This window comes from Thalassotalea sp. G20_0, from assembly GCF_017744175.1.
Classification (GTDB): domain Bacteria; phylum Pseudomonadota; class Gammaproteobacteria; order Pseudomonadales; family Endozoicomonadaceae; genus Endozoicomonas.
Window position 1 is genome coordinate 1 of record NZ_JAGHQV010000120.1, and the last position, 3,600, is coordinate 3,600.

Annotated in this window: 6 protein-coding genes; 5 read left to right on the forward strand and 1 reads right to left on the reverse strand. The window is 48.8% G+C overall.

Translation table 11 applies throughout. The annotated features are described in order from the left end of the window. The 4 genes from J7438_RS24720 to J7438_RS24735 all read left to right on the forward strand — a co-directional run. A partial coding sequence (locus J7438_RS24720) for a reverse transcriptase/maturase family protein (protein ID WP_209278711.1) occupies positions 1-299 on the forward strand: 299 nt, incomplete at its 5' end. Between the two features lie 83 nt (positions 300-382). Further along, positions 383-1,114, forward strand: coding sequence for a reverse transcriptase domain-containing protein (locus J7438_RS24725; RefSeq protein ID WP_353620193.1), 732 nt, complete (start codon positions 383-385; stop codon positions 1,112-1,114). A 361-nt stretch (positions 1,115-1,475) separates the two neighbouring features. Beyond that, the gene (locus J7438_RS24730; RefSeq protein ID WP_209278713.1) at positions 1,476-2,285 is read left to right on the forward strand and encodes a M26 family metallopeptidase; all 810 of its coding nucleotides are present in this window, start codon (positions 1,476-1,478) and stop codon (positions 2,283-2,285) included. Beyond that, complete coding sequence (locus J7438_RS24735) at positions 2,251-2,517, forward strand: hypothetical protein (protein WP_209278714.1); 267 nt, start codon at positions 2,251-2,253, stop codon at positions 2,515-2,517. The genes J7438_RS24730 and J7438_RS24735 overlap by 35 nt, the downstream gene beginning before the upstream one ends. A gap of 220 nt (positions 2,518-2,737) precedes the next feature. Here J7438_RS24735 and J7438_RS24740 read toward each other — a convergent pair whose 3' ends face one another. Next, a complete protein-coding gene (locus tag J7438_RS24740; protein ID WP_209278715.1) occupies positions 2,738-3,001 on the reverse strand; it encodes a hypothetical protein in 264 nt (87 codons plus the stop codon). Between J7438_RS24740 and J7438_RS24745 the strand changes: the two genes are divergently transcribed. After that, a complete protein-coding gene (locus tag J7438_RS24745; RefSeq protein WP_209278716.1) occupies positions 2,976-3,221 on the forward strand; it encodes a hypothetical protein in 246 nt (81 codons plus the stop codon). The two genes, J7438_RS24740 and J7438_RS24745, sit on opposite strands and share 26 nt — an antisense overlap. Positions 3,222-3,600 lie beyond the last annotated feature (379 nt).

Here is a 3,600-nt window from a genome sequence, read left to right on the forward strand (position 1 = left end):
GAGCACCTGCGTTACGTCGCGTTTATATTCCAAAAGGGAAAGGTCAGAAACGATCTTTGGGCATACCGACCTTCGAGGACAAGATTGCCCAGAGAGCGGTGGCGATGCTATTGGAACCTATTTATGAGCAAGATTTCTATAACTGCTCGTTTGGGTCCCGCAAAGGCAGGTCAGCGCATCATGCCTTGCAAAGTCTACGTAGCCACATAATGCGAGATGGCGGCCAATGGGTACTGGATGTGGGGTACTGGATGTGGACATCCAAAAGTATTTCGATACGATTGATCACAGTCAGTTAAGGCAGTTTCTTGCCAGAAGAGTAACTGATGGCGTGGTACGAAAACTGATCGTCTCTTCATGAAAAGCATGGCTGAAGGCCGGTATACTCGAGTCGGGAGAGCTTAGCTACCCGACAATGGGAACACCTCAGGGTGGTGTTATTTCACCACTGTTAGCCAATATCTATCTGCACTATGTACTGGATGACTGGTTTATTAGAACCGTACAGCCAAGAATGCAGGGAAGGTGTAGCTTGACGCGTTTTGCTGATGACTTTGTCATGGTGTTTCAAAACTATGATGACTGTTGTCGAGTAGAGCGTGTACTGCCTAAACGCCTTGGTGGCTATGGCCTAACGTTGCATCCGGAAAAGACGCAGAGAATTGACTTTCGGGTTCAATATCGAAAGGAAAGCAAGCGTCGTGGACTTCCGATCAATTTTGATTTCCTTGGGTTCACACACTTCTGGGGTATAACCCGGAAAGGTGGTTTTGCAATATTCCGGAAAACCGCCAAGGGGCGATTAGCCAAAACGCTGAAATCATTCAACGACTTTTGTCGTAAAGATAGGCATAAGCCATTGAGTGAGCAGTACGCCATGCTGAACCGGAAATTACGGGGACACTTTGCGTACTTCGGCATTACTGGAAACATAAAAGCCCTGAAGGCAGTGCATGATAAAGTACAGAAAATCTGGCATAAATGGCTGGGGCGTCGATCTCGGAAAAGTTATATTCCGTGGGAGAAATTCACCCAGTTCCTGAAACGCTTCCCCCTGACACCGCCAAGAATCCAGCATCAGTACTATCATCGTTGTCAGTTAGTGAACCAATAACTGTGAGGAACCGGATGCCTTAATTGGGCTCGTCCGGGTCTGCGAGGGCTGAGGACGGTAACGTCCTCATCTACTCGGATTCTTGAATACAGTCAAGTAAAACGAAAAGCCAGGGTCAGGCCTTTGTATTTGAACACATTCAAGATTCAAGAACTGACACTGTTTCTCGCTGTTTCTCGTTTTATAAGCGGCAAAAGACGTATAAAAGAAAATATCTGACATTTGATGTTTTTCCACCCTTAAAAAAACATAACCCAGGAACTTTTACGTCACTGCATGGACGAATAAGGGGGGGGGCCCAGTAACTTTTTGTGCACATTTCTTATGTAATGTTATGTATTACAAGATCAAGAGTCCTGTTATGATTCAGCAAACCATTCAGCAACCATGTAATTGGCCCTCCCAATGTATAGCGAAAGGAGACGGGCGTTCCTGGCTCGGCCATGGCGTTGCTGTTTCTAAAGCATTTGCGAAATCATTAATTCCAACGGAAGATCCTTGCCTCAGTTTCAATTCCCGCAAAGCAGTGAAAGACCTTGTGCGACTGGCCACAGCAGCTATCTTTCCGTCGAGTTCCATCCTTTTCATAGTGAAAGATATGGCCAATGCCTGGTCCGGGAGCGGTTTGCCCGGGCCGGATGCAAAACCGGAATTACCACAGACATCACAAGAAACCCGGGAAGAGGCTCAGGAAAAAGAAACCGGCTCGAAAGGCGTACCCCTTCAACAGCCATCCACGGCCCGCTATCAAGGGAGTCAGGGAACCAGAGGACTGCTTGCACTTGGCACGCTGGCCAGCTCTTTTCAGCATGCGAATTCGAAAACGATTAATAATGCAGAAGACCTGGGCAAGATTGGTCTAGCAGATTATCCCGAATATCCACCAGACGGCAAATATCAACAGACAGCGAATATTAATGTCGATGAAACCCATAAACCCATTGGCACATTCACCGGGGAGTACGATGGGCAGTGCTATACCATCAGCGGCCTGTCTGACTGTTTTGTTGACACTCTGAAAGGCAACAGCAGCATCAGGAACCTTCACTTTACTGGTGCCAATATAATTTCCCAGGAGACGACCGGGTTAGTAGCCTGTACTGTGGAGGGCACAGTCAGTGATATCTTGGCCGAAAATGCAGGCGCCGGCATCGGGGGGGGGGGAGGTTAAAGGAACAATTGACGACACCACGGCGGTGAACTGCACGGTTACAACCAACAGCACCAATGCAAATGCCGGCATCGGGGGGGGGCTTGTTGCTTCTGGAAAGGTTACCAACACCATGGCGGTGGGCAGCAATGTCACAACCTCAGGTGAGATGGCACACGCCGGCATCGGGGGGGGTACGTTTATGGTGGAGGAGCAATGGTTGCCGACACCACGGCGTGGAACTGCAGGATAAACGCGACGGGTAAGGATGCAATCGCGGGCATTGGGCGGGGGAAGTTTGGCTCCACAGCAGAAAAGGTTGTCAGAACCAGCGCGAAGGACAACTATGTCTCACCGTGGGATAAATGCGATAAAAAGTCGATTGATCCTATCTCGGATCAGCTTCTTTGCCAAAAAGCAGACCTGCGTGAATTACGTGAATTAACAGCCAGTTGCTCTTCGAGAACTGAATTTCAGGATGCTTTGGGTTTTTCGTACAGTGATGTTTGCCCGGTAAATCCCGCTACAGAGTCAATAACCGCTACAGAGTCAATAACCGCTACAGAGTCAATAACCGCTACAGAGTCAATAACCGCTACAGAGTCAATAACCGCTACAGAGTCAACAACTGCTACAGAGTCAACAACCGCTACAGAGTCAATAGCCGCTAATATGTCACCTGCTACTACTACAGAGCCGACAGCCGCTTCAGTGTCCACAGCCGCTACGGCGGGCATTACCATAGGCCACCTGGTGGTAGCAGCAGGCGGATTGGGGATTGTCGCCTATTCAAGCTATCAATGGATTACCGGTTACCGGGATGGGTTGCGTGGTCAGGAGCTGGCGATGAAACCACTGACTCGCGGTAAAGAACTGGCAAGCGCCGCGGTCGACTCAGTATCACAGGGTATTCAGGAAATCAGAGAACGAAGGAGGAGGCGGAGATATGTGTATTGAGAGCTTATCTTTCCCGTATGTCCAGGAAAATGCCGAATTGAACAAGTGAAAGAATTTGTAATAGGTGTGATGGATTTGATTGCTACTGATATTGAGCGAGTTAACGTTCTTAAAGCGAGTCTATCTTCAGCGGCACCAAATGCCAGTCAACTGATCTAGTACATCATTTCAATGAGATTGACGTGTACCATCTCCGTTCATCCTGAGCGGAGTCGAAGGGTGTTTGGCACGATCTAGGGAAGCGAGGGTCAAGTCTTGATGGCGACAGGCGAAGCCTGAGAATGTGGGAGGTTCTGTGAACTGAAATCATTCGTTGAAATCCAGTGGGTTCGACTCCCACCCGGTAAAGATTAACCATCAGCCGGAAGCGAGTTTTGCT